Origin of the sequence: Frankia sp. AgKG'84/4 (assembly GCF_023242965.2) — a bacterium.
Classification (GTDB): Bacteria; Actinomycetota; Actinomycetes; order Frankiales; family Frankiaceae; genus Frankia.
The window spans coordinates 1-838 of the sequence record NZ_JALKFU020000900.1; the positions used below are offsets into that span (position 1 = coordinate 1).

At 77.2% G+C, this 838-nt stretch carries 1 protein-coding gene; it reads right to left on the bottom strand.

Features of this window, described 5'->3' with window-relative positions; translation table 11 throughout:
• A partial coding sequence (locus MXD58_RS25920) for an FAD-dependent oxidoreductase (RefSeq protein ID WP_250610340.1) occupies positions 1 to 838 on the bottom strand: 838 nt, incomplete at both ends.

Consider the following 838-nt stretch of genomic DNA (forward strand, 5'->3'; position numbering starts at 1 on the left):
GACCGCGCCCGTGCCGCCGCCGGCCGGCGCGAGCATCGCCAGCGGGTCGGCGGGTAGCGCGCGCCCGACCAGCGGGCGCAGCGCCGCGTACTTCGACGCGTCGCCGACGAGCACCCCGCCGAGCAGCGTCGCGGCGTCATCGGACAGGACGAGCTTGGCGTAGCAGCCGGTCACCGGGTCGTTGACGGTCACCTCCAGGGCGCCGTCGGCGGTGGCGAGCGCGTCGCCGAAGCTTGCGACGTCGACGCCGAGCAGCTTCAGCTTCGTCGCCGTGTCCGCCGCGCCGAGCTCGCCGTCGCCGCCGAGGAGGCGCTGCGCTACCACCGTCGCCATCGCGTACCCGGGCGCGACCAGCCCGTACACCCGGCCCTCGACGCAGGCGCACTCGCCGATCGCGAACACCGCGGGATCCTGCGTGCGGCAGCCGGCGTCGACCGCCACCCCGCCGCGGGCGCCGATGGCCAGCCCCGCCGCCCGGGCGAGCTGGTCGCGTGGACGTACACCGGCGGCGAAAACCACCAGGTCAGCGGCAAGTTCTGTGCCATCGCCGAGGGTGGCGCACATCGGCGCGTCCTCGCCGTCGTCCGCCGCGGGGCGCACGCCGGCCGCGAACGTGCCCAGGTGCAGGGTCACGCCGAGCTCCTCGACGAGGCGGCGCAGCAGTGCCCCGCCGCCCTCGTCGACCTGCAACGGCATCAGCCGCTGCGCCATCTCCACCACGTGCACCGACAGGCCGAGCAGCCGCAGCGCCCGCGCCGCCTCCAGCCCGAGCAGCCCGCCGCCGACGACGAGGCCCACCGGCCCGGCGGCGCCGTTGCCGCCGGGGCGGGGCTCGGGT